Here is a 23,072-nt window from a genome sequence, read left to right on the forward strand (position 1 = left end):
GCGGGAGTGACGAGGCTGATCGCCGGGCTCGCCGGGGGCCGGCGCCTGCAGGTGCCGCCGGCGGGGGTCCGCCCGACCGGGGACAAGGCCCGCGGCGCCCTGTTCAACTCCCTCGGCACGCTGGTCGACCTCGACGGGGCCGCGGTGCTGGACCTGTACGCCGGCTCCGGCGCGCTGGGCCTGGAGGCGCTCTCCCGCGGCGCGGCCGCCGTGGTGTTCGTCGAGTCGGGCCCGAAGGTGCTCCCCGTGCTGCGGGCCAACCTCGCCGCCGTCGGCCTGCCCGGCGGGCGGGTGGTGGCGGGCTCGGTCCGCACCGTCGTCACCGGCCCGGCCCCGCAGGCCTTCGACGTCGTGCTCGCCGACCCGCCCTACGCCACGCCGGCCGAGGAGGTCCGCGAGGTGCTCGGCGCCCTGGTTGCGGGGGAGTGGCTGGCCCCCGGAGGCGTGGTCGTGGTCGAGCGGTCCAGCCGGGAACGGGAGTGGGAGTGGCCGACACCCCTGGAAGGTGTGCGCGAGCGACGCTACGGCGAGGCCGTGCTCCGGTACGGTCGGCGTCCGTGAGGCGTGCCGTCTGCCCAGGTTCCTTCGACCCGGTCACCAACGGGCACGTCGACGTCATCAACCGGGCCGCCGGGCTCTACGACGAACTGGTCGTGGCCGTGCTGGTCAACCCCGGCAAGGCGGGGCTGTTCTCGGTCGAGGAGCGCATGGAGCTGCTCCGGGAGGCCGTCGCCGACCTGCCCAGCGTGCGGGTGGACAGCTTCCAGGGCCTCCTGGTCGACTACTGCCGCAGCCACGACATCCCGGTCATCGTCAAGGGTCTGCGCGCGGTGAGCGACTTCGAGTACGAGCTGCAGATGGCGCAGATGAACCGGGAGCTCGCTGCCGTCGAGACGCTGTTCGTGCCGACGGCCCCGCAGGTCGGCCACCTCTCCTCCAGCCTGGTCAAGCAGATCGCCACCTTCGGCGGCGACGTCTCCCGGCTGGTGCCCAAGGCCGTCGACGACCGGCTGCGCGAGCGGGCCCGGGAGGGGCGCTCGTGACCCGGCCCGGGCGCGGCCACACCACCGAGGTCGTCTACCGCCTCTACGAGACCGTGGACGAGCTGACCACGGTCATCGAGAACGCCCGCAGCGTGCCCATGTCGAGCTCGTGCATGGTGCCGCGCGACCACGTGCTCGACCTGCTCGACGACCTGCGCGAGTCGCTCCCCGAGGACGTGCAGGCCGCCGGTGCGATCGTCGAGCAGCGCACCGAGATCCTGCAGCAGGCGCAGGCCGAGGCCGAGCGGCTCACCGGCCGGACCCGCGCGGACAGCGAGCAGCTCCTCGCCCAGGCCAAGCGGCAGCGCGACGAGATCGTCGGCACGGCCCGGCGGCAGCGCGACGAGCTGCTGGCCCAGGCCCAGACCGACGCCGAGCAGATCCTGCTGGAGGCGGAGGCCGAGGCCGAGGCGCTGGTCGCCGAGGGCCAGCAGCACCGGGCCGCCCTCATCGCCGAGGCGCACGCCGAGCACGAGCGGCTCATCACCGAGACCGAGGTCTACCGTTCCGCGGTCACCCGCGCCGACGAGCTCGGCGAGCAGTCGCACGCCGAGGCCGCGCGGATGCGGGCGGAGGTCGACGAGTACGTCGACAGCAGGCTGGCCGAGTTCGGGGTGACGCTGGAGCGGATGCTGCGCTCGGTGGACAAGGCTCGCAGCACCCTCCGGGAGTAGGTGAAGGACCACCGTCCTCCCCACCCCTCGCACGCTCGGGGCGGGTCCCTGGACGGCGGCCGTTCCGGTCCCTGGCCCCGGTCGGTGGCGGGGATCGGGTAGTCTCGATCCCTGGTCCGGCCGTCGGCTTCACGCCCGGCCGTCCACCCCTCCCGCTCCCGACCGCGAGTACCGACATGCCTGCTGCTTCGCCGAACCGCTCCGGCGCCGTGCCTCACGAGGACCGGCGTCCCGCCGCCAACCCCTGGAAGGTCGACCTCCGGGAGCTGGGCCGGCGGGCGGGGTCGATGCAGGAGCTGGATCGGACCGCGCCGGCCCCCGGTGACTGGCGGGTCGAGCTGCTCGGCGTGCCCGAGGCCGCCGACGTCCACCTGCACCTGCGTCTGGAGTCGGTCATGGAGGGCGTGCTGGTCACCGGCGAGTTCTCGGTCCCGGTCGCGGGCTCCTGCGCGCGCTGCCTGGAGCCGATCGAGGACGTCCTCCGCCTCGACGTCCAGGAGCTGTACGCCTACGCGGGCAGCACCACGGAGGCGACGAGCGAGGAGGACGAGGTGCGCCGGATCGAGGGCGACTTCCTCGACCTGGAGCCGCTCGCCCGCGACGTCGTCGTCCTGAGCCTCCCGCTGGCCCCGGTCTGCACCGAGGACTGCTCCGGCTTGTGCGTCGACTGCGGCCAGCGCCTGGACGATCTCCCCGCCGATCACGCCCACGAGGTCGTCGACGCCCGCTGGGCGGGCCTCGCGGCGAAGTTCGGCACCACTGCTTCCTCGCCGGGCACCCCCGGCGAATCCACCACCCCAGAGGAGAACTGATCGTGGCCGTTCCGAAGCGGAAGATGTCGCGTGCCAACACCCGCATGCGCCGGTCGCAGTGGAAGGCCAGCGCGCCGACCCTGTCGCCGTGCCCGAACCGCGCCTGCGGCGAGCTCAAGCCCCCGCACCAGGCCTGCCCGACCTGTGGGCAGTACGACGGCCGCCAGGTCCTGTCGATCTGATCTCGCACACCCGCACCGCCATGGGGACGACGGCCGCCGCTCGGCATCCTGACGGGGATGCCGTCGACGGTCGCGTCCCCGCGGCGCCTCCGGGCGGTGCGGAGCACGCCGAGCGCGCCGCCACCTGGCTGTTCGACGCGCTCGGCGTCGCGCTGCCGGGTGGCCTCCTGCCGCTCGCGCTGACCCACCGGTCGTTCGCCTACGAGAACGGTGGCCTGCCGACCAACGAGCGCCTTGAGTTCCTGGGCGACTCGGTGCTCGGGCTCGTCGTCACCGACGAGCTGTACCGCAGCCAGCCAGACCTCCCCGAAGGGCAGCTGGCCAAGCTGCGTGCCTCGGTGGTCAACATGACGTCGCTGGCCCGGGTCGCCCGGCGCCTGGGCGACGGCGGGCTCGGCCCGCACCTGCTGCTCGGCCGGGGTGAGGAGACCACCGGCGGCCGCGAGAAGGACTCGATCCTCGCCGACGCGATGGAGGCGCTCATCGGCGCGGTGCACCTGGGCTGCGGGCTGGACACCGCCTCCGCCGTCGTGCACCGGCTGTTCGACCCGTTGCTGGTCGAGGCGGCCACTCGCGGCGCCGGCCTCGACTGGAAGACCAGCCTGCAGGAGCTCGGGGCGGCGCAGGGGCTCGGGGCGCCCGTCTACAAGGTGGACGACGACGGTCCCGACCACGCCAAGACGTTCCGGGCCGAGGTGCTGCTCGCCGGCATCGTGCGGGGGACCGGCGCGGGCCGCACCAAGAAGGCCGCCGAGCAGGAGGCCGCCGAGGCCGCCTGGCGCTCGCTCTCGGAGGAGTAGCCCCGTGCCCGAGCTGCCCGAGGTGGAGGTCGTGCGCCGGGGGCTGGAGCAGTGGGTGGCGGGGCGCACCGTGGCCACCGTCGAGGTGCACCATCCGCGGGCCGTCCGCCGGCACCTGGAGGGCGCCGACCACTTCGTGGCGGCGATCACCGGGCGCACCCTCACCGCCGCCCACCGCCGGGGGAAGTACCTGTGGCTGCCGTTGGCCGAGGCCGACGGGACGCCGACCGGGCAGGCGCTCGTCGGGCATCTCGGCATGAGCGGCCAGCTGCTCGTCGAGAAGCCGTCTGCCCCCGACGAGACCCACCTGCGGGCCCGTTTCACCTTCACCGACCGGGGGCGCGAGCTGCGCTTCGTCGACCAGCGCACCTTCGGGGGGCTGGCGGTGGAGGACGTGCCCGAGCAGGGCGGGGTGCCGTCGCGGCTGGCGCACATCGCGATCGACCCGCTCGACCCCTCCTTCGACGTCGACGCGTTCACCGCCGCGCTGCGCCGGCGCCGCACGGAGGTCAAGCGCGCCCTGCTCGACCAGACGCTCATCGGCGGGGTGGGCAACATCTACGCCGACGAGGCGCTGTGGCGGGCCCGCCTGCACGGCGCCCGGCCCACCGACCGGCTCACCCGGGCGCAGGTCGCCGACCTCCTCGACGGGGTGCGGGACGTGCTCGGGGAGGCCCTCGCCCAGGGCGGCACCTCGTTCGACTCCCTGTACGTCGACGTCAACGGGCAGAGCGGCTACTTCTCCCGGTTCCTGGCCGTCTACGGGCAGGAGGACCGGCCGTGCCCCCGCTGCGGCACCCCGATCCGCCGGGAGTCCTTCATGAACCGCTCGAGCTACAGCTGCCCCACCTGCCAGCCCCGACCGAGAGCGCGGCGAGCATGACCGTCCGGGTCGAGGCGCTGGTCTCCGGCCACGTCCAGGGCGTCGGCTACCGCGCCTTCGTGCGCGGCCTGGCGCGCGACGCAGGCCTCGCCGGGGTCGCGCGCAACCGAGCCGACGGCCGGGTCGAGGTCATCGCCGAGGGGCCGGAGCAGGCCGTGCGCGACGTGGTCGCTGCCCTCGACGGCCCGGATGCCCCGGGACGGGTCACCGACGTCGACGTCCGCTTCGCGACGCCGGAAGAGCTGTCGGGCTTCACCACGGCGTGACGAAGCCGACATCCCCCCGACACGGGGCCCTGCCCCGTCGCCGTTGACCAGCGCCGATGGTGGTGTCACCCTGGGAACATCCAGCCCGCGCCGACCGTCTACCGGGGCGCCGGTCATCCCCTCTCGCTCTCGAAAGGCCGTCACAGCCATGGCCAAGGCCCTGTTCGGTTCGGTCGTCACCCCTGCGGAGCTCCGGGTGGTCGAGGAGAACGCAGCCCTGCGGGCCCGGGTGCAGCGGCTGGAGCAGGAGCTCGCCGAGCTGCGCGCCCAGCGGGACGCCGCCATCGCGCACGAGCTGCTGTCGATGACCGGCGACACCGCCGAGCCCGCGCTCGCGTAGCTCGGACCTCCCAGCTCGCGAACTGATCCGTCACAGGCGCACCACCGGCCTCGCGCCGCACCCGGCCGCGCGGCGACCGGGCTAGAGTCCACGTCCCGTGCACCTCTCCAGCCTGACGCTCAAGGGCTTCAAGTCCTTCGCGTCCGCCACCACGCTGCGGCTGGAGCCCGGCATCACCGCTGTCGTCGGCCCCAACGGGTCGGGCAAGTCCAACGTCGTGGACGCCATCTCCTGGGTTCTCGGCGAGCAGGGGGCCAAGAGCCTGCGCGGCGGCAAGATGGAGGACGTCATCTTCGCCGGAACCGCGGGGCGGCCGGCGCTGGGCCGCGCCGAGGTGACGCTCACGATCGACAACTCCGACGGCGCTCTCCCGATCGAGTACACCGAGGTGTCGATCACCCGCCGCATGTACCGCTCCGGTGAGAGCGAGTACGAGATCAACGGCGACAAGGTGCGGCTGCTCGACGTCCAGGAGCTGCTCAGCGACTCCGGCATCGGGCGCGAGATGCACGTCATCGTCGGCCAGGGGCAGCTCGACGCCGTCCTCTCCGGCCGACCGGAGGACCGCCGCGCCTTCATCGAGGAGGCCGCCGGCGTCCTGAAGCACCGCAAGCGCAAGGAGAAGGCGCTCCGCAAGCTCGACGGCATGCAGGCCAACCTCGACCGGCTGGCCGACCTGACCGCCGAGCTGCGCCGCCAGCTCAAGCCCCTGGGCCGCCAGGCCGAGGTGGCCCGGCGCGCCGCCGGCGTCCAGGCCGACCTCCGCGACGCGCGCCTCCGGCTGCTCGCCGACGACCTGGTGCAGCTGCGCGACGCCCTCGACCGCGACGTGGCCGACGAGACCGCGGCCCGCGAGCGGCGGGCCGTCGTCGAGCGCGAGCTCTCCGTCGTCTCCCGGCGCGAGGCCGAGCTGGAGAGCGGCCTGGCGGCGAGCGCGCCTCGCCTGCAGGCGGCCTCCGACACCTGGTACCGGCTCTCGGCCCTGGGGGAGCGGTTCCGCAGCGTCGCCCAGCTGGCTGCCGAGCGGCACCGGCACCTCTCGGCCGCCGCCCCCTCTGCCGCGACCGGGCGCGACCCGGACCAGCTGGACGCCGAGGCCGACCGGGTCGCGGCCACCGAGACGGAGCTGGCGGCCGGCCTGGCCGCCGAGCGCGAGCGCCTCTCGGCCGTGGTGGCGGGCCGGGCCGAGCTGGAGGCGGCCCTGGCCGCCGCCGAGAAGGCCTGGGTCGCCGCCGCCCGCGCGCTCGCCGACCGCCGCGAGGGCCTGGCCCGGCTCTCCGGTCAGGTCGCCGCGGCGCGCTCCCGCGTGCACGCCGGTGAGGCGGAGATCGAGCGGCTCACCGTCGCCGCCCGCGAGGCCACCGACCGCGCCGAGGCCGCCGCCGACCGGCTGGCCGACCGGCGGGGTCAGGTCGCCGAGCAGGAGGACACCGACCTCGCCCTGGTCGCCGCGCACGAGGACGCCGCCGCCGCGCACGCCGCCGCGGCGCGCCGGGTGACCGAGCTGGCCGAGGCCGAGCGCGCCGCCGAGCGGGACCGGGCGTCCTGGCAGGCGCGCCGCGACGCGCTCGCCCTCGGGCTCACCCCCGCCGACGGCGCCGCCGCGGTGCTCGGCGCAGGCCTGCCCGGTGTCGTCGGCCCGGTCACCGAGCAGCTCACCGTCGCCCCCGGCGACGAGGTGGCCGTGGCGGCCGCCCTGGGCGGCATGGCCGAGGCCGTCGTCGTCGCCGGGGTGGCGGAGGCCGCCGCGGCGCTGGACCACCTCACCCGCACCGACGGCGGCCGCGCCGGGCTGCTCGTGACCGGCGGCCTGCCACCGGTCCCGCGGGACGGCTGGCCGGAGCTGCCGGCCGGGGCCCGGTGGGCGCTGGACGCCGTGCAGGCCCCCGAGTCGCTGCGCCCGGCGCTGGCCCGGGCACTGGAGCGGGTGGCGCTGGTCGCCGACCTGGACGCCGCCGTCGCGCTGGTCCGCACCCACCCCCGGGTGCGCGCGGTCACCGCGACCGGGAACCTCCTCGGCGCCGACTGGGCGCTGGGCGGGCAGGCCGATGCGCCGTCGAACCTGGAGCTGCGGGCCCGCGTCGACGAGGCGGGCGACGAGCTGACCGCCGCGTCGGCCCGGGCCGCCGAGCTCGCCGAGCAGCTGGCCGCCGCGAGGCTGGAGGCGCAGGCGCGGTCCGCCGCCGTCGAGGAGGCGCTCGCCGCCCGCCAGACCGCCGACCGCACCCGCTCTGCGGAGGCGGCGGCGCTGGCCGAGCTGGGTGCCGCGGCGCGGTCGGCGGCATCGGAGGCCGAGCGCTCGCTGGCCGCCCGCGTGCGCGCGGAGCAGGCGCTGGAGCAGGCGCTGGAGACGCTGACCCGGCTGGCGGAGCAGCTGGCCGCGGCGGAGGCGGCGCCCGTCGAGGAGGAGCCGCCCACCGAGGACCGGGACCGGCTGCGGGCCGAGGTGGCCGGTGCCCGGCAGGCCGAGACGGAGGCGCGCCTCGCCGTCCGCACCGCCGAGGAGCGGGCGCGGGCCCTGCAGGGCCGGGCCGAGTCCCTGCGCCGGCAGGCCCGGCAGGAGCGGGCCGCCCGCGAGCGGGCCGCGGCCGAACGGGCGGCACGGCAGCGCGGCGCGGCGGTCGCCGCAGCCGTGCGCACCGACGCCGAGGCCGCCCTCACGGCGCTGGAGCGGTCCCTGGCCCGCGCCGCGGCCGAGCGCGACGCGCTGGCGTCCTCGCGCAGCGGCGCCGAGGCGGAGCTGCTGGAGGTCCGCAGCCGGGTGCGCGCGGCCACCGCGGAGCTCGACCGGCTCACCGACGAGGTGCACCGCGACGAGGTGGCGCGGACCGAGCAGCGCTACCGCATCGAGACGCTGGAGACCCGGGCGGCCGAGGAGTTCGGCGTCGACCTGCCCACCCTGCTCGGCGAGTACGGGCCGGCCGCGCCGGTGCCGCCGTCGCCGCAGCAGGTGGCCGAGGCGGAGGCGGCGGGGGAGCCGGCACCCGAACCGGTGCCCTACGAGCGCGCCGTCCAGGAGCGGCGGGTGGCCCGGGCCGAGCGCGACCTCGCCACGCTCGGCAAGGTCAACCCGCTGGCGCTGGAGGAGTTCGCGGCGCTGGAGGAGCGGCACACCTTCCTCGCCACGCAGCTGGAGGACCTCAAGACCACCCGCCGGGACCTGCTCACCGTCGTCCGCGAGGTCGACGGCCGCATCCACGACGTCTTCGCCGCCGCCTTCGCCGACGTGGCGCGGGAGTTCGAGCAGGTCTTCGCCACCCTGTTCCCGGGGGGCTCGGGCCGGCTGGTGCTCACCGACCCGGAGAACATGCTGACCACCGGCGTCGAGGTGGAGGCCCGGCCACCGGGCAAGAAGGTCAAGCGGCTGTCGCTGCTGTCGGGTGGCGAGCGGTCGCTGACGGCGGTCGCGCTGCTCGTGGCGATCTTCCGCGCGCGGCCGTCGCCGTTCTACGTGCTCGACGAGGTCGAGGCGGCGCTGGACGACGTTAACCTGGGCCGGCTGCTCGTGCTCGTGGAGCAGCTGCGGTCGACCTCGCAGCTGATCATCATCACGCACCAGAAGCGGACGATGGAGATCGCCGACGCGCTCTACGGCGTGAGCATGCGCGGCGACGGGATCACCGGCGTCATCAGCCAGCGGCTGCGGGAGCTCGAGACGGCCTAGCGGCTCCCGAGTGCCCGGGACCCGGCCAGCCAGGCCAGCAGGCGTCCCCTCGACCAGCAGCGGCCGACGGCCTCCACCCGCAGCGACGGTCCGTCGAGCAGCGCCAGACCGAGGATGCTGTGGCCGGAGGCGCGCCGGTCGCCGAGCGTCGGCACCCCCGGTGCGACGCCGACGCCCTCCGCCGACACCCACGCGACCGGCCGGCGCGCGGCCACCTCGTCGAGGCGGTGCAGGAAGCGCAGGCGGCTCTCGGGCGGGTGGCGCGACAGCGCCCACGCCGTGACGACGACGGGGAGGGCGTCGGCGGGCACCCGGGCGACGGCCTCGGGCAGCAGCTCGACGGCGTCGCCCCGCAGCAGCTCCGGTGGGGCCGTCGCCGCCAGCGCCAGCTCCGCGTCGAGCCGGGCGCGCCGCTCCGCGTCGTCCGGTCGCAGGCACGCGCGCAGCCACCGGGCGTCGTCCGCGTCGGTCACGTCCAGCGGATCGGGGTCGATGCCGATCCGGGCGACGACCTCGGGCAGGGGCCGGGCCGGGACGGGCCGGTCGCCGACGACCGAGCAGGACAGCTGCACGGGGGACGCCGGGTCGCCCAGCGGTGGGCCGCCGCCGTAGGTGATGCCGACGCGGTCGACGGCGAGCCGGAGCCCCGCCGCGCAGTCGACGTCGACCAGCCCGACCGCCTCGGTGCCCACCCGGTGCGCCGCCTCGGCGACGGCCGGGTGGAGGACGGTGCAGGCGCCGGTGCCGTCGGTGCGCGGCCGCCGGCGCCCGGCCAGGGCCACGAGCTCCTCGGTCCTCCGCAGCAGCGTGTCGATCGCCGCCGCGGCAGCCGCGTCGCCGTCCCCGGTGGCGTAGGCGGCGGCGAGCGCGGGGGCGCGTCCGGCGAGGGCGAGGTCGTGCAGCCCGGCGAGGACCAGGTCCGGGTGCCGCCTGCGCGCCGGCAGCGCCCCGAGGGCACGCAGCGCAGCGTCGGAGCCGGCGAGGGCCCGGGCGACGTGTGCGTGCAGGGGCGAGATCGCGGCCTCGGTCACGGCGAAGCGCCGGTACACCTCGCGCACCCGGCGAGGCTAACGCCGGTGCGCGTGCCAAGGGCATAGGAAGCTCTACCTGCGGATCCGCGCCCGAATCGTAGGTAGAGCTTCCTATGCCTAGACCCCGGAGCGGACCTCCAGGTCGACGACGACCGGCAGGTGGTCCGAGGCGCCCTCGGCATCGAGCACGTGGGCCCCGGCGACGGCGATCCCGGCCGACACCCAGACCTGGTCGATGCGGCGGTGCGGCGACCGCGCCGGATGGGTGTGACCGGCGTCGGCCTGCCAGAACCGCCACCCGGCGCCCTGGTCGTCGCGGGCGCGGGCCAGTCGCCAGGCGTCGGTGAACCGCTGCCGCAGCGCGTCCAGCTCCGGGGCGTCGGGTGCGGTGTTGAAGTCACCGACCAGGACGCCGGTCTCCATCGCGTCGGTGTGCAGCCCGGCCAGCGCGGCCACCTGCGCCGCCCGCTCCTCGGCCGACCGCGTGGTGAGGTGCGTCGCGGTGATCCACAGCGCTCCGCCGTCGAGCTCCACCATGGTCCGCAGCGCGCTGCGCGGCTCGCCGCTGCCGGGCAGGGGGTGGACGTCGCTGATCAGGATCGGCAACCGCGACAGCAGGGCGTTGCCGTACTGGCGGGGCGGCTGGTCGCCCGGTCGCTGCTCGTCGATCGCCGGCCCCCACGCGAGCTGCATGTCCAGCGCCCGGGACAGCAGCAGCGCCTGGTCGACGTCCTCGCTGCGCGGCCCGAAGTGGCGGTCGACCTCCTGCAGGCAGATCACGTCGGCGTCGAGCGAGGCCAGCAGCGTGGCCAGCCGCGGCAGGTCGTGGCGGGCGTCGGCGCCCACGCCGTGGTGGGTGTTGAACGTGACCAGGCGGACCGGGATCGGCGGCTGGTCGGGACCGGGGGCCGGCTTCGTCACCGCGCCACCCTCTCAGGCTCGGAGAGCTGCATGTCGGCGACCTCGCTCAGGGCAGCGGAGCCCCGCTCGCTCACGGAGAGCACGAAGCGGGCCTCCGGGCCGTCGAGGAACAGCTCACCGATCTGGTTGCCGAAGTACGGGCCGGCCTGCTTCTCCCACTCCAGGCCCGCGGGCTCGGCGCCGACCCAGCGGGCCAGCCGCTCGGTGAGCCGCCGGGCGCGCCGGCTCCAGCCGATCCGGAAGGCGACCTTGATGGGGTGCGGTGCCTGGTTGTGCAGCGGCGAGACGGTGAGCTGGTGCACGCGCGAGGTGAGCCCCACCGGCGCCACGACCTCCGCCGAGTAGGCGTGGTGCACGTCGCCGGAGAGCACCAGGGTGGTCGCCGGCGCCGGCCCGTACTCGCCCCGGGCCACCGAGAGCACCGCGCGGCCGAGCCGGTCGAAGGAGTGCCCGAACGCCGCCCAGTGCTCGAGATCGGCCAGCTGGCGCACCAGCTCGGCGAGCCGGCCCCGCAGCCGGCCGTGGTGGCGCACGTTCAGGGTGGCGTTCCACCGCTCGAGCGAGTCGACGGCGTGGGGGAGCAGCCACGGCAGCGACGTCCCGATCACCAGGTGCTGCACCTCGTCGGCGGCGGCCTGCCGCATCGCCGCCTCCACCCAGTCGAACTCGTCGTCGTCGAGCATGCGCCGGCCGTCCTCCTGCAGCACCCGCCCGGCGCGGCTGTCGACCATGACCAGCCGGGCGTCGCCCCAGTGCCGCACGAAGCTCCAGCGCGTGCTCGTGGGGTCCTCGTCGGCGCGGACGGCCATCTCCCGCAGGACCGGCTCGGCGTCGACGGTCGCGTCCCCGGCGGCGTCGGTGAGGTCCTGGACCGCGCGCCACACCTTGTTCTCGGCCAGCTCCCGCGGGCTGAGGTTGCCCAGGTGCTGGTAGACCCAGTAGCTGATCAGGCCGCCGGTGATCCGGCCGCGCCACCAGTCCTTCGCGCGCATCGTCCGCCGCCAGGCGGCCGAGCTGTTCCAGTCGTCGATCATCTCGTGGTCGTCGAAGATCATCGAGGACGGGATCGTGGAGAGCAGCCAGCGCACCTCCGGGTCCCGCCACGACTCCACGTAGAGCTGCGTGTACTCCTCGAAGTCCGCGACCTGCGCGCGCGGCGCCCGGCGGAGCTGCGCCCGGTCCCGGCGGCGGGCCAGCCAGCCGCGGGTGCGCTTCGTGAGCTCGTCGGCGTAGACCTGGTCGCCGAGCAGGACGAGCGCGTCGGGCCACTCGTCCTCCGGCCGGGCGGCGAGCTGCCGGGCGTAGAGGTCGAGGGCGTCGGGCGGGATGCCCTCCGACTCCTCCACCGTCCGGGCGCTGGCGTACCGGCAGGACCCGAACGCGAGCCGGAAGGGCCCCGGCCGGCCGGGAGTGCGGATGCGGCTGGGCGGGAAGCCGGTCCCCGCCGTCGGCCAGACGACGACGCCGTCGAGCCGCACCTCGTAGGGCGTGGTGCTGCCGGGCGCGAGCCCCTCCACCAGCACCAGCGCGTAGTGGTGGCCGCTCACCGCGAAGGTGCGGGCCCGCCGCCCCAGCACGTCGACCTCGCACGGCCGGTCCGTCTCGACCCAGACGGTGGCGGAGACGGGATCGACGTGCCGCAGGAGGGGGCCCAGCACGAGGGCGGGGGCGCTGGGAACGGAGGGCGGCATGGGCACAGCCTGGCCTACGTCCCCGGCTGCGGACACCCGGTGTCCCGCAGGTGCCGGCCGGGCGGCGGCTGGAAGACTCGGGGCATGGAATTCGTGCTGATCGCGATCGCGATCCTGCTGGTCGCCCTCATCACCGGGGTCAGCCTGCTCGTCGGCCGTGGCCGGCGGACGACGCGGCTCGACGACGACGCCGCCAGCGGCACGACGCTGACCCGCCCCCGGCCCCCCGCTCCGCCGGTCGAGCAGCCGCGGCCGACCGGTGCCACCGCCTCGGGGCTGGGCCTGCAGGACCAGCCCGACGCGGTGGTCCCCGAGGCTCCGCCGACCGTGGAGCTGCCCCCGGCCGAGCCCGAGCCGGGGCTGGTGTTCGAGACCCCGGCGCCCTCGGCGGGACGGCTGGTGCGGCTGCGCTCGCGGCTGGCCCGCTCGCAGTCCTCGCTGGGCCGAGGCCTGCTCACAGTGCTGGCCCGCGAGAAGCTGACCGAGGACGACTGGGAGGAGATCGAGGAGACCCTGCTCGCCGCCGACGTCGGCGTCGCGGCCACGACCCAGATCGTCGAGCGGCTGCGCACCCAGTCGATGGTGCTGGCCACCGCCTCCGGGGCCGAGCTGCGCGAGCTCCTCGTCGACAACCTCGCCGCGGTCCTGGGCCCCGACCTCGACCGGACGCTCGGCACGGCCCGGCACGAGGGCCGGCCCGGCGTGGTGCTGGTCGTGGGGGTCAACGGCGCCGGGAAGACGACCACGGTCGGCAAGCTCGCGCGCGTGCTCGTCGGCGACGGCAAGAGCGTCGTCCTCGGTGCGGCCGACACCTTCCGGGCCGCCGCCGCCGACCAGCTGGAGACGTGGGGCGAGCGGGTGGGCGTGCTCACCGTCCGCGGCCGCGAGGGCGGCGACCCCGCCGCCGTCGCCTTCGAGGCGGTGCGCACCGGCATGGAGGCCGAGGTGGACACCGTCGTCGTCGACACCGCCGGGCGGCTGCACACCAAGTCCGGGCTCATGGACGAGCTGGGCAAGGTGAAGCGGGTCGTGGAGAAGCAGTCGCCGGTCACCGAGGTGCTGCTGGTGCTCGACGCCACCACGGGGCAGAACGGCGTCGTGCAGGCCCGGGTGTTCACCGAGGCGGTCGAGGTCACCGGCGTGGTGCTCACCAAGCTCGACGGCACCGCGAAGGGCGGCATCGTCGTGCGGGTGCAGCAGGAGCTGGGCATCCCGGTGAAGCTGATCGGGCTCGGCGAGGGCCCCGACGACCTGGCGCCGTTCGAGCCGAGGGCGTTCGCCGAGGGGCTCGTCGGCGAGGGGTGACCCCGGGGTCGGCGGGGTGAGCAGCCGGAGCGTTCGCGCGCCCTGAGGGTGCGAGGGATCACACGGTCCGGTCGGCGCAACACGCCCGCAACGCGGGGGCGGGACACGCGCTGCGGAGTTCACGACCCCGAAACGTGGCGCCGACGTCGCCGGAAACACGGGCCCGGCACGGTGAACTCCGCGTCGCCCTCCTCGCACGGAGGTCGCGAGCTCACCGATACGGCCGCCCGGCCGACGACCCGACACAGGAGGTTGCCGTGCTCGACACCGGCAATACCGCCTGGATCCTCACCAGTGCGTCGCTCGTGCTGCTGATGACCCCAGGCCTCGCACTGTTCTACGGCGGCATGGTCCGCGCGAAGAGCGTCCTCAACATGATGATGATGAGCTTCGGGGCCCTGGCGCTGATCAGCGTGCTCTGGGTGCTCTGGGGCTACTCGATCGCGTTCGGGGACGACATCGGTGGGGGCCTCCTCGGCAGCCCCTTCGAGTTCTTCGGGCTCAACGGCCTGATGGAGGACACCGACGCCGCGCTCCCGACGATGGCCTTCGTCGGCTTCCAGTCCGTCTTCGCCATCATCACCGTCGCGCTGATCTCCGGTGCGATCGCCGACCGCGCCAAGTTCGGTGCCTGGATGGTCTTCGCCGGCATCTGGGCGACCATCGTCTACTTCCCGGTGGCGCACTGGGTCTTCGCCTTCGACGGCGACGACGTGGTCGGCGGCTGGATCGCCAACGACCTGGCCGCGATCGACTTCGCCGGCGGCACCGCGGTGCACATCAACGCCGGTGCGGCGGGCCTGGCGCTGGCGCTGGTGCTGGGCAAGCGGCGCGGCTTCGGCCGGGACGCCATGCGGCCGCACAACCTGCCGCTGGTCATGATCGGCGCCGGGCTGCTGTGGTTCGGCTGGTTCGGCTTCAACGCCGGCTCCGCGCTGGCCGCCGACAACACCGCCTCGGTGGTCTGGGTCAACACCCTCGTCGCCACGGGTGCGGCGATCCTCGGCTGGCTGCTGGTGGAGAAGATGCGGGACGGGCACTCCACGTCCCTGGGCGCCGCCTCCGGTGTGGTCGCCGGTCTGGTCGCCATCACGCCGGCGTGCTCCGCGGTCTCGCCGATCGGCGCGATCGTCATCGGCGCGATCGCCGGTGCGCTCTGCGCCCTGGCAGTGGGCCTGAAGTACAAGCTCGGCTACGACGACTCGCTGGACGTCGTCGGCGTCCACCTGGTCGGCGGCCTGTGGGGCACCATCGCCATCGGCTTCTTCGCCGACCCCGACGCCCCCGCCGGCGTGGAGAGCCTCTTCTACGGCGGCAGCGTCGACCAGCTCTGGCGGCAGGTCGTCGGGGCGGTGGCCGTCCTCGTCTTCTCCTTCGTCCTTACGCTGGTCATCGGATTCGTCATCCAGAAGACGATGGGCTTCCGCCTCACCGAGGACGACGAGGTCACCGGTATCGACACCGTCGTGCACGCCGAGTCGGGCTACGACCTCGCCTCTCTCGGCAGCAGCGGTTCCACCGCCCCAATGGCCGGCCAGGCGCGCGCCGAGGCCCGGAACACGGAAGGGATCAGGTCATGAAGCTGGTCACCGCGATCGTCAAGCCGTTCAAGCTCGACGACGTCAAGAACGCCCTCGAGCTGATCGGCATCGCCGGGCTCACCGTCAGCGAGGTCCAGGGCTTCGGCCGGCAGCGGGGTCACACCGAGGTCTACCGCGGCGCCGAGTACCAGGTGGACTTCGTGCCGAAGGTCCGCATCGAGGTGGTCGTCAGCGAGCTGGACGCCGCCCGGGTCGTGGACGCCGTCGTCGAGGCCGCCTCCACCGGCCAGATCGGCGACGGGAAGGTGTGGGTGACGACGATCGACGAGGTCGTCCGGGTCCGCACCGGCGAGCGCGGGGACGACGCGCTCTAGTCGAAGGACCCCGTCCTCCTCATCCCTCGCCCGCTCGGGCGAGCCTCTGGACGGGGCCCGCGTCGGCCGGGGTGGTGGGTTCCTCCACCGCCCCGGCCGACGCATCTTCCGACCGTTGCTCCACCGGAGGGGGATGTGTGCTGGACACCGAGGCGCTGCCGGGCCTGAGCCGCGCGGAACGCGTCGCGGCCCTGGACGGATGGCTCGCCGGGCTGCTGGACGACGCCGTGGCCGGCACCCCGCCGTCGCACACCCGCCGCGGGGGGACGCCGCCCCGGACCGGCACCGACGGGGTGGCGCTGGTCGCCGTCGGCAGCCTCGGCCGCCGGGAGCCCCCGCCGCACGGGGACCTGGACCTGGTCCTCGTGCACGAGGACCGGCCGGAGGTCGCCGCCCTCGCCGACGCCCTCTGGTACCCGGTCTGGGACGCCGGCCTGCGGCTGGACCACTCGGTGCGCTCGGTCTCCGAGGCGGTCGCCGTCGCCTCCACCGACGTCAAGGCCGGGCTCGGGCTGCTCGACGCCCGGCTGGTGGCCGGCGACGCCGGGCTGGCCGCCCGGCTGCGCACGGCGACCCTGGCCAGCTGGCGGCAGCACGCCTCCCGGCTCCTGCCGCAGCTGCGCGACCTGCGGCGCGAGCGCGGCCGCCGCCTGGGCGAGCTCGCCTTCCTGCTGGAACCGGACCTGAAGGAGGCCTACGGCGGCCTGCGCGAGGGGCAGGTGCTGCGTGCGGCGGCCGCCGCCCAGCTCGCCGACGAGCCCGCCGCGGAGGTCGAGCAGGCCTACGCCTTCCTGCTCGACGTGCGCGACGAACTGCGCCGGCGGTCCGGGCGGGCCTCCGACGTCCTGGTGCGCCAGGAGCAGCGGGCGGTGGCCGCCGCGCTGGGCCTGGCCGACGAGGACGTGCTGCTGCGCGAGGTGAGCCTGGCCGGGCGGCGGCTGGCGTTCGTCGCCGACGAGACGTGGCGCCGGGTGGAGGCCGGGCTGGTCCGCCGTCCCCGGGGCCGCTACCGCCGGGTGCGGCGCGAGCCGCTGGCCGACGGCGTCGTCCGGCAGGGCGACGAGGTGGTGCTCGCGCGGGACGCCCGGCCGGCCGCCGACCCCGGGCTGCTCCTGCGGGCGGCAGCGGCCGCCGCCCGGGCCGACCTGCTCCTGTCGCCGTACACGCTCAAGGTGCTCGCCGTGCACAGCCCGCCGGTGCCGGAGCCCTGGCCGTCGGAGGTCCGGTGGTCCTTCCTCCGGCTGCTGGCCAGCGGCCGGTCCGCCGTGCCGGTGCTGGAGCAGCTGGACCAGGAGGGCCTGCTCGCCCGCCTGCTGCCCGAGTGGGACCGCATCCGGTCGCTGCCGCAGCGGCACCCCTGGCACCGCTTCACCGTCGACCGGCACCTGATCGAGGCCGCGGCCGCGGCCGCGGAGCTCACCCGCGACGTCGACCGGCCCGACCTGCTGCTGGTCGCCTCGCTGCTGCACGACATCGGCAAGGGCTGGCCGGGTGACCACAGCGAGGTGGGCGAGCCGATCGCCGCCGCCATCGGCGCGCGGATGGGCTTCGCCGGGGCCGACGTCGCCACGCTCGGCACGCTGGTGCGCCACCACCTGCTGCTGCCGGCGACGGCGACCCGGCGCGACATCGACGACCCGGCGACGATCGATCGGGTGGCCGCCACCATCGGCCGCGACGCCTCCGTGCTGCACCTGCTGCACGCGCTGGCGCAGGCCGACGGCGCGGCCACGAGCGCGTCGGCGTGGTCACCGTGGAAGGCGCACCTGGTCGCGGCGCTGGTGGCCCGGGTGCAGGCGCAGCTCGGCGGCGCGCCGCTGAGCGAGCCGGAGCCGGTGCTGCACCCGGCCACGCGGGCGCAGGCGACAGTGCTCGCGCCGGGCATCCCGGGCGCGACCCGGGGCGTGACGGTCGGCATCGAGGAGGTGGCCGACGGCCAGCAGGTGACGATCGGGGCCCCCGACCGGCCGGGGCTGCTCAGCACCTGCGCCGGTGTGCTCGCGCTGAACCAGCTCGACGTGCGGGCCGCGAAGATGACCGTGGCCGACGGCTACGGCACCGGCGTGTTCGCGGTGCGGCCCCGGTTCGGGCGGGCGCCGGTGCCGGAGATCCTCGCCGACGGCGTGCGCGCCGCCCTGGAGGGGACGCTCTCGCTGCCCGAGCGGCTGCGGCAGCGGGAGGCCGACTACCGCCAGGAGACCCGCTCCGCGCCACCGCGGATCTCCTGGCACAACCACGAGGTCAGCGGGCGGGCGACCGGGATCGTGGAGGTGCGCGCGGGGGACCGGACCGGGTTGCTCTACCGGCTGACCGCGGCGATCGCGGCGGAGGGGCTGGACGTCACGTCGGCCCGGATCGAGACGCTCGGCGGGGACGCGGTCGACTGCTTCTACGTGGCCGACCCCTCGGGCTCCCCGGTGGACCCGGAGCAGCGGCAACGGGTCGACGCGGCCCTCGTCGCGGCCACCCGGGGCCCGGCCGTGGCGGCGGGACCCGACACGCCGTCCTGAGCTACCTCGTTCTGTCGTACCCGCGTGCGACGGTCGTGGGCAGAGGGGACGGACCGGTCCCACCTGCCGAGAGGAGCCGACTCGTGGAGAGCCGCCACTGGCCCTGCCCGTCCTGCGGGGACGACCGGGACTTCGTGCAGCCGCCGTGCGTCGACGGCCACACCGAGGACGGCGGCGAGTGCCCCGAGTGGGCGTGCGCCGACTGCGGCACCGCGATCGTCACCGGTCAGACGGCCCTGCTGCGCGCCGAGGTCCGCTGCGCCCGCGCGGCCTGAGAAAACTCCCCGTCCCCCTCACGCCTCGCACGCTCGGCGTGAGCCTCTGGGCGGGGCTCCCGCCCCCCACCGCCTGCCGGCTGGCGGCGGGACCCTGCGGGAGGGCCGCCCCGTCACCTCCCCACTCGATACGCTGGGAGACAGGTGGCGCGGCGAGCCCGCGCCCGAGACTGCTGAGGACGTGCTGTGTTCGAGACCCTCTCCGACCGCCTGGACAAGGTGTTCACCGGCCTGCGCGGGAAGGGCCGGCTGTCCGACGCGGACATCGACTCGACCGCGCGGGAGATCCGCATCGCGCTGCTGGAGGCCGACGTCGCGCTGCCCGCGGTGCGGGCATTCATCAGTGCGGTCAAGGAGCGCGCCCGGGGGGCGGAGGTCTCGCAGGCGCTGAACCCGGCGCAGCAGGTCGTCAAGATCGTCAACGAGGAGCTCATCCAGATCCTCGGCGGCGAGACCCGCCGCATCCGGCTGGCCAAGCAGTCGCCGACGGTGATCATGCTGGCCGGTCTGCAGGGTGCCGGTAAGACCACCCTCGCCGGCAAGCTGGGCCGCTGGCTGAAGTCGCAGGGGCACACACCGCTGCTGGTCGCCGCCGACCTCCAGCGCCCCAACGCGGTGAACCAGCTGTCGATCGTCGCCGGTCAGGCGGGGGTCGACGTCTTCGCGCCGGAGCCGGGCAACGGGGTCGGCGACCCGGTGCAGGTGGCCCGCGACTCGATCGAGCACGCCCGCCGGACCATGCACGACGTCGTCGTCGTCGACACCGCCGGCCGGCTGGGCATCGACGCCGAGCTGATGCAGCAGGCGGCCGACATCCGCGACGCGGTCCGCCCGGACGAGACGCTGTTCGTGGTCGACGCGATGATCGGCCAGGACGCCGTCACGACGGCCCAGGCGTTCCAGGAGGGCGTCGGGTTCAGCGGCGTCGTCCTCACCAAGCTCGACGGCGACGCCCGCGGTGGTGCCGCGCTGTCGGTGCGGTACGTGACCGGCCAGCCGATCATGTTCGCCTCCACCGGCGAGAAGCTCAGCGACTTCGACGTCTTCCACCCCGAGCGGATGGCCTCGCGCATCCTCGGCATGGGCGACATGCTCACGCTGATCGAGCAGGCCGAGCGGACGTTCGACGCCGAGCAGGCCGAGCGGATGGCGGGCAAGCTCGCCTCCCGCGAGGGCTTCACCCTCGAGGACTTCCTCGAGCAGATGATGGCGATCCGCAAGATGGGGCCGATCGCCAACCTGCTCGGCATGCTCCCGGGCGCGGGCCAGATGAAGGAGCAGCTCAAGCAGGTCGACGACCGCGACCTCGACCGCACGGCGGCGATCATCCAGTCGATGACGCCCGAGGAGCGGGTCAACTCGAAGATCATCAACTCGTCGCGCCGGGTGCGCATCGCCAACGGCTCGGGCGTGACGGTCACCGAGGTCAACGGCCTGCTGGAGCGGTTCGCGCAGGCCCAGAAGATGATGGGCCAGATGGCCGGCAGCATGGGTCTGCCCGGCATGGGCCCCATGTCGAAGAAGGCTCGCGGTCGGCAGATGCAGGCGCAGTCGAAGAAGGGCAAGGGGAAGAAGGGCAAGGGCAAGGGTGGCCCGGCGCGCCGTCCCGTGGGCGCCCCCGGGCTGCCGCCCGGCGCGGGCAACACCTTCGGGGCGAACCCCTTCGGCGGCGGCGGGATGCCGGGGCTGCCCCCGGGTCAGGCCATGCCTGACCTCACCAAGCTGAACTTCGACCAGTTCAAGGACGGCAACGGGCGGTGACCGCCCCCGCCCTCCACCTGTCCGGTGTGGTGCTGCCCGAGGGCGAGCACCGCGACGTCTGGGTGCGCGACGGGCGGTTCACCTTCGAGCCGGTCCCGGGAGCGGAGACGGTGAGCCGGGGTGGCTGGCTGCTGCCCGGCCTGGTCGACGCGCACTGCCACGTGGGCATCGCCCGCGGCGGCGGGCACGTCGAGGACATCGCCCACGCGCGCACGCAGGCGCTGGTGGAGCGGGACGCCGGGGTGCTGGCGCTGCGCGACTGCGGCTCGCCGGTGGACACCCGGGAGCTGGACGGCGACCCGGAGCTGCCGACGATCATCCGGGCCGGGCGGCACATCGCCCGCACCCGCCGGTACATCCCGGGGCTGGCCGTCGAGCTGGAGCCCGAGGACCTCGTCGAGCAGACGCGCATCCAGGCCGGCCGGGGTGACGGCTGGGTGAAGCTGGTCGGCGACTGGATCGACCGGTCGGTCGGCGACCTGGCCCCCGAGTGGCCGGCCGACGTCGTCGCCGCGGCGATCGCGGCGGCGCACGAGGAGGGCGCCCGGGTCACCGCGCACACCTTCGGCACCGACGCGCTGCCGGCGCTGATCGAGGCCGGGATCGACTGCATCGAGCACGGCACCGGGCTGACCGAGGAGCTCATCGGCGAGATGGCCCGCCGCGGCACCGCCGTCGTCCCGACGCTGGTGAACGTGGAGAACTTCCCGGGGTTCGCGGCGGCGGGGGAGCAGAAGTTCCCCAGCTACGCCAGCACGATGCGGCGGCTGTACGCGAACTCCGGTGCGGTGGTGCGGGCCGCGTACGAGGCGGGCGTGCCGGTGTTCGCCGGCACCGACGCCGGCGGCGGCATCGACCACGGCGTCATCGCCGACGAGATCCGGGCGCTGTGCCAGGCCGGCATCCCGGCCGAGGCGGCCCTGGCGGCGGGCTCGTGGCGGGCGCGGGAGTGGCTCGGGCTGCGGGGGATCGAGGAGGGGGCGACGGCCGACGTCGTCGTGTACGAGACCGACCCGCGCGCCGACCTCGACTCGTTGCAGCGACCGCGACGAACCATCCTGCGCGGCCGCGTCGTCGCCTGATCAGCGAGCGTTTCCCGCAGCTGCGTGGGCGTCAGTTGATGCAGCCGGTGTCGGCGGCGGTGCGGGCCTCCTCCTCGGCCTCGGCCACCAGCGGCTGGACGTCCGTCTCCTGGCCGATGCCGTTGAAGTCCGAGCCGAGGACGAGCTGGACGGTGCCCGGGGTGGCGTCGTCGACCGCCCGGGTGACGGCGCCCGGGATCTCGGCGGAGAGGGTGGCGGCGAGGGCCTCGTCGCCGGCGGCGTACCGGACCTCGGTCTGCGCGTAGTCGGCGGAGTCCGCGTTGCCCGTGGAGACCACCGAGAAGCCCTCGGCCTCCAGCTGGGTCTCCGCCTGCGCGGCCAGGCCACTGGTGCCGGAGCCGTTGAAGACGGCGACCGCCACCTCGGCGGGGTCGACCGGCTCCGGCGGGGCGGCCTCCGGCGCGGCCTCCTCGGGTTCGGCCGACAGCTGGGCGAAGAACTGGCGCAGGGTGGTCTCGTCGGCGAGCCGGACGATCGACGCGTTGCCCTCCCGGTCGATCCCGAGGTTGGGCACGGTCTGGAACTCGATGCTGCCGGTGGTGACCGACTGCATCTGCTCGGCGAGCTGCAGCAGGTTGAGGTCCTCGTCCACCGTCAGGGACTCGGCGGCGGCCTGGACGAGCTCGCGCTGCTTGCCGAGGTCGAGCAGCACGTCGTCGGAGAGCATCTTGCGCAGCACCCCGGCGATGAAGACCTGCTGGCGGACGATGCGGTCGAAGTCGCCCCCCGGCAGCCCGTGGCGCTGGCGGACGAACTTGAGCGCGTCCGCGCCGCTGATCGTCTGCTTGCCGGCGGGGAAGACCGCGCCGGACCACTCGCGGTCGTCCACGGGCTCGCAGAGGTTGACCTCGACGCCGCCCACGACGGTGCTCAGTTCGAAGAAGCCGAGCAGGTCCACCTCGGCGTAGTGGTCGATCTGCAGCCCCGTCAGCCGGCTGATCGTGCGCACCAGCAGCTGGGCGCCGGCGGCCTGGCGGGCGCTCTCGCTGGCGGCGTCGCCGGCGGCGGCGTAGCCGTAGGCGTAGGCGGCGTTGAGCTTGTCCATGCCGTGGCCGGGGATCTCCACCCAGGAGTCGCGGGGGAAGGAGACGAACGAGGCGCGCGACCCGTCGGCGGGGACGTGCACGAGGATCATCGTGTCGGTGTTGATGCCGGAGTCGGTGCCGGCCTGGAACTCGGCCAGCTGCTCCTCGGTGAGCGTGCTGCGGCTGTCGTTGCCGACCAGCAGCAGGTTCATCGCCTCGCCGACGTCCCCGCTGTCGTCGTTGCCGTCGGTGGGGATGGCGTCGGTCCGGTTGACCGTCGCGTCGGCGACCTGGCCGAGGTACCAGCCCCACCCGGAGCCGGCGAGCAGCAGCACCGAGAGCAGCCCGGCGACGATCCGGCTGCCGACCACGAGACGGCGGCGACCGCCCCGCTCGCGGAGGCCGGCAGGGCTGGCACCGGCGCGGGAACGCGGCGGGAGGCCGGCGCGCGGGTCGAGCCGTGGGGGCAGCGGCCGACCGCCGCGATCGTCCTGCTGGCGGTCTCGGCCCACGAACTTCCTCGCTCCCGGGATCGGCCCCGCGCGGGGGATGTCGACGAGCCTCTGACCTGCTCGATCGTAGCCACGCTGCGCCGGGCGGCGGCGCCTGCGACTCAGGCCACGGCAGTCCGGCAGACCGGGACGGCGCTCCGTCACGACGTGCCGACCGCGCGGCGACGCTGGTTGACTCGTCGCATGGTCACGCCACTCCCGGAACCGGACTCCCCGATCGACCCGACCGAGCCGGCGCCCGACGACCCGGGCGAGCTGCTGCCCGACACACCCGACACGCTGCCGCCCGCGCCGGTCGAGCCCTCGCCCGACGACCCCGGCGGCGACCCGGGCGGGGTGCCCGAGCCGGCCTGACGGGT

At 75.1% G+C, this 23,072-nt stretch carries 22 protein-coding genes; 18 read left to right on the top strand and 4 right to left on the bottom strand.

Annotated elements, in window-relative coordinates; translation table 11 throughout:
* Window positions 1–6: 6 nt before the first annotated feature.
* The 10 genes from rsmD to smc all read left to right on the top strand — a co-directional run bounded on the left by rsmD (window position 7) and on the right by smc (window position 8,664).
* Complete coding sequence (gene rsmD, locus ACI79K_RS12635; protein ID WP_456599875.1) at window positions 7–561, top strand: 16S rRNA (guanine(966)-N(2))-methyltransferase RsmD; 555 nt, start codon at window positions 7–9, stop codon at window positions 559–561.
* On the top strand, window positions 558–1,043 hold the full coding sequence (gene coaD / locus ACI79K_RS12640) for a pantetheine-phosphate adenylyltransferase (RefSeq protein ID WP_456599876.1): 486 nt from the start codon (window positions 558–560) through the stop codon (window positions 1,041–1,043). The genes rsmD and coaD overlap by 4 nt, the downstream gene beginning before the upstream one ends.
* Complete coding sequence (locus ACI79K_RS12645; RefSeq protein ID WP_456588821.1) at window positions 1,040–1,717, top strand: hypothetical protein; 678 nt, start codon at window positions 1,040–1,042, stop codon at window positions 1,715–1,717. Before coaD ends, ACI79K_RS12645 begins: the two co-directional genes overlap by 4 nt.
* A gap of 176 nt (window positions 1,718–1,893) precedes the next feature.
* Window positions 1,894–2,529, top strand: coding sequence for a YceD family protein (locus ACI79K_RS12650; RefSeq protein ID WP_456588820.1), 636 nt, complete (start codon window positions 1,894–1,896; stop codon window positions 2,527–2,529).
* Window positions 2,530–2,531: 2 nt separating this feature from the next.
* Complete coding sequence (gene rpmF / locus ACI79K_RS12655; RefSeq protein WP_456599877.1) at window positions 2,532–2,711, top strand: 50S ribosomal protein L32; 180 nt, start codon at window positions 2,532–2,534, stop codon at window positions 2,709–2,711.
* Between the two features lie 20 nt (window positions 2,712–2,731).
* Window positions 2,732–3,511 carry a ribonuclease III gene (gene rnc / locus ACI79K_RS12660; RefSeq protein WP_456596946.1) on the top strand — a complete coding sequence of 260 codons (780 nt, stop codon included), beginning with the start codon at window positions 2,732–2,734 and terminating at the stop codon, window positions 3,509–3,511.
* Window positions 3,512–3,515: 4 nt separating this feature from the next.
* On the top strand, window positions 3,516–4,394 hold the full coding sequence (gene mutM / locus ACI79K_RS12665) for a bifunctional DNA-formamidopyrimidine glycosylase/DNA-(apurinic or apyrimidinic site) lyase (RefSeq protein WP_456588818.1): 879 nt from the start codon (window positions 3,516–3,518) through the stop codon (window positions 4,392–4,394).
* Entirely contained in the window at window positions 4,391–4,660 is a 270-nt protein-coding gene (locus ACI79K_RS12670; protein ID WP_456599878.1) for an acylphosphatase, read from the top strand. Before mutM ends, ACI79K_RS12670 begins: the two co-directional genes overlap by 4 nt.
* A gap of 148 nt (window positions 4,661–4,808) precedes the next feature.
* Window positions 4,809–5,000 (top strand): hypothetical protein, encoded by a 192-nt coding sequence (locus ACI79K_RS12675; RefSeq protein ID WP_456588816.1) that lies wholly within the window; start codon window positions 4,809–4,811, stop codon window positions 4,998–5,000.
* 97 nt (window positions 5,001–5,097) lie between these two features.
* Window positions 5,098–8,664, top strand: a complete 3,567-nt coding sequence (smc, locus tag ACI79K_RS12680) for a chromosome segregation protein SMC (RefSeq protein WP_456599879.1) — start codon at window positions 5,098–5,100, stop codon at window positions 8,662–8,664.
* Here smc and ACI79K_RS12685 read toward each other — a convergent pair.
* The 3 genes from ACI79K_RS12685 to ACI79K_RS12695 all read right to left on the bottom strand — a co-directional run bounded on the left by ACI79K_RS12685 (window position 8,661) and on the right by ACI79K_RS12695 (window position 12,307).
* Entirely contained in the window at window positions 8,661–9,722 is a 1,062-nt protein-coding gene (locus ACI79K_RS12685; protein WP_456599880.1) for a DUF2332 domain-containing protein, read from the bottom strand. The two genes, smc and ACI79K_RS12685, sit on opposite strands and share 4 nt — an antisense overlap.
* A gap of 90 nt (window positions 9,723–9,812) precedes the next feature.
* Window positions 9,813–10,616, bottom strand: a complete 804-nt coding sequence (locus ACI79K_RS12690) for an endonuclease/exonuclease/phosphatase family protein (protein WP_456588813.1) — start codon at window positions 10,614–10,616, stop codon at window positions 9,813–9,815.
* Complete coding sequence (locus tag ACI79K_RS12695) at window positions 10,613–12,307, bottom strand: alkaline phosphatase D family protein (RefSeq protein WP_456588812.1); 1,695 nt, start codon at window positions 12,305–12,307, stop codon at window positions 10,613–10,615. Before ACI79K_RS12695 ends, ACI79K_RS12690 begins: the two co-directional genes overlap by 4 nt.
* Before the next feature lie 84 nt (window positions 12,308–12,391).
* On the opposite strand from ACI79K_RS12695, the gene ftsY reads away from it, so the two are divergent.
* From ftsY to ACI79K_RS12730, 7 genes are all read left to right on the top strand, one after another.
* Window positions 12,392–13,612: a signal recognition particle-docking protein FtsY gene (ftsY, locus tag ACI79K_RS12700; protein WP_456588811.1), complete on the top strand. Its 1,221-nt coding sequence runs from the start codon at window positions 12,392–12,394 to the stop codon at window positions 13,610–13,612.
* A 257-nt stretch (window positions 13,613–13,869) separates the two neighbouring features.
* On the top strand, window positions 13,870–15,192 hold the full coding sequence (locus ACI79K_RS12705) for an ammonium transporter (protein WP_456588810.1): 1,323 nt from the start codon (window positions 13,870–13,872) through the stop codon (window positions 15,190–15,192).
* The gene (locus tag ACI79K_RS12710) at window positions 15,189–15,527 is read left to right on the top strand and encodes a P-II family nitrogen regulator (protein WP_135146504.1); all 339 of its coding nucleotides are present in this window, start codon (window positions 15,189–15,191) and stop codon (window positions 15,525–15,527) included. Before ACI79K_RS12705 ends, ACI79K_RS12710 begins: the two co-directional genes overlap by 4 nt.
* 137 nt (window positions 15,528–15,664) lie before the next feature.
* Window positions 15,665–18,037, top strand: coding sequence for a [protein-PII] uridylyltransferase (locus ACI79K_RS12715; RefSeq protein WP_456588809.1), 2,373 nt, complete (start codon window positions 15,665–15,667; stop codon window positions 18,035–18,037).
* A gap of 83 nt (window positions 18,038–18,120) precedes the next feature.
* Window positions 18,121–18,312 (top strand): hypothetical protein, encoded by a 192-nt coding sequence (locus ACI79K_RS12720; RefSeq protein WP_456599881.1) that lies wholly within the window; start codon window positions 18,121–18,123, stop codon window positions 18,310–18,312.
* A 186-nt stretch (window positions 18,313–18,498) separates the two neighbouring features.
* On the top strand, window positions 18,499–20,073 hold the full coding sequence (gene ffh / locus ACI79K_RS12725) for a signal recognition particle protein (RefSeq protein WP_456588807.1): 1,575 nt from the start codon (window positions 18,499–18,501) through the stop codon (window positions 20,071–20,073).
* Entirely contained in the window at window positions 20,070–21,155 is a 1,086-nt protein-coding gene (locus ACI79K_RS12730) for an amidohydrolase family protein (protein ID WP_456588806.1), read from the top strand. The genes ffh and ACI79K_RS12730 overlap by 4 nt, the downstream gene beginning before the upstream one ends.
* Before the next feature lie 31 nt (window positions 21,156–21,186).
* Here ACI79K_RS12730 and ACI79K_RS12735 read toward each other — a convergent pair whose 3' ends face one another.
* A complete protein-coding gene (locus tag ACI79K_RS12735) occupies window positions 21,187–22,713 on the bottom strand; it encodes an LCP family protein (protein ID WP_456599882.1) in 1,527 nt (508 codons plus the stop codon).
* Window positions 22,714–22,896: 183 nt separating this feature from the next.
* On the opposite strand from ACI79K_RS12735, the gene ACI79K_RS12740 reads away from it, so the two are divergent.
* A complete protein-coding gene (locus ACI79K_RS12740; RefSeq protein WP_456588804.1) occupies window positions 22,897–23,067 on the top strand; it encodes a hypothetical protein in 171 nt (56 codons plus the stop codon).
* Window positions 23,068–23,072: the final 5 nt, after the last annotated feature.

Source organism: Blastococcus sp. SYSU DS0616 (assembly GCF_054051015.1).

Bases quoted from the DNA above. Each gene is read 5' to 3' on its own strand.
- ACI79K_RS12650 (WP_456588820.1), top strand. From the start codon at position 1,894: ATGCCTGCTGCTTCGCCGAACCGCTCCGGCGCCGTGCCTCACGAGGAC.
- rnc (WP_456596946.1), top strand. From the start codon at position 2,732: ATGGGGACGACGGCCGCCGCTCGGCATCCTGACGGGGATGCCGTCGAC.
- ACI79K_RS12670 (WP_456599878.1), top strand. From the start codon at position 4,391: ATGACCGTCCGGGTCGAGGCGCTGGTCTCCGGCCACGTCCAGGGCGTC.
- ACI79K_RS12675 (WP_456588816.1), top strand. From the start codon at position 4,809: ATGGCCAAGGCCCTGTTCGGTTCGGTCGTCACCCCTGCGGAGCTCCGG.
- ACI79K_RS12695 (WP_456588812.1), bottom strand. From the start codon at position 12,307: ATGCCGCCCTCCGTTCCCAGCGCCCCCGCCCTCGTGCTGGGCCCCCTC.
- ftsY (WP_456588811.1), top strand. From the start codon at position 12,392: ATGGAATTCGTGCTGATCGCGATCGCGATCCTGCTGGTCGCCCTCATC.
- ACI79K_RS12710 (WP_135146504.1), top strand. From the start codon at position 15,189: ATGAAGCTGGTCACCGCGATCGTCAAGCCGTTCAAGCTCGACGACGTC.
- ACI79K_RS12740 (WP_456588804.1), top strand. From the start codon at position 22,897: ATGGTCACGCCACTCCCGGAACCGGACTCCCCGATCGACCCGACCGAG.